At 68.5% G+C, this 279-nt stretch carries 1 pseudogene; it reads right to left on the minus strand.

Annotation, left to right across the window (positions count from 1 at the left end):
- A pseudogene (locus EN786_RS37470) lies at nucleotides 1-279 on the minus strand (hypothetical protein); the annotation flags it as partial.

Here is a 279-nt window from a genome sequence, read left to right on the forward strand (position 1 = left end):
AGATCGTCGCGATAGACCTGCTCGGCCTCCGCCGCATGGCCCTGGTCGAGCAGGAGCGCCGCCAGCGCGTGACGCGGCGGATGCATCCAGGCCCATGGCTCGGTGTAGGAGAGGTTGTCGTCGACCTCGACCGCGCGCCGCAGATGCCCGTTGTCCTCCTCATGGCGCCCCTGGTGATAGGCGAATTCACCGTCGAGCAGCGCCGCGCCTACCGCGAGCGGGGCTATTGTCGGGTTGCTGAGGAAACGGCGCTCCGCCGGAATGCCGTCGATTTGCCGG

It is taken from the genome of Mesorhizobium sp. M4B.F.Ca.ET.143.01.1.1 (assembly GCF_004792275.1).
Classification (GTDB): domain Bacteria; phylum Pseudomonadota; class Alphaproteobacteria; order Rhizobiales; family Rhizobiaceae; genus Mesorhizobium; species Mesorhizobium abyssinicae.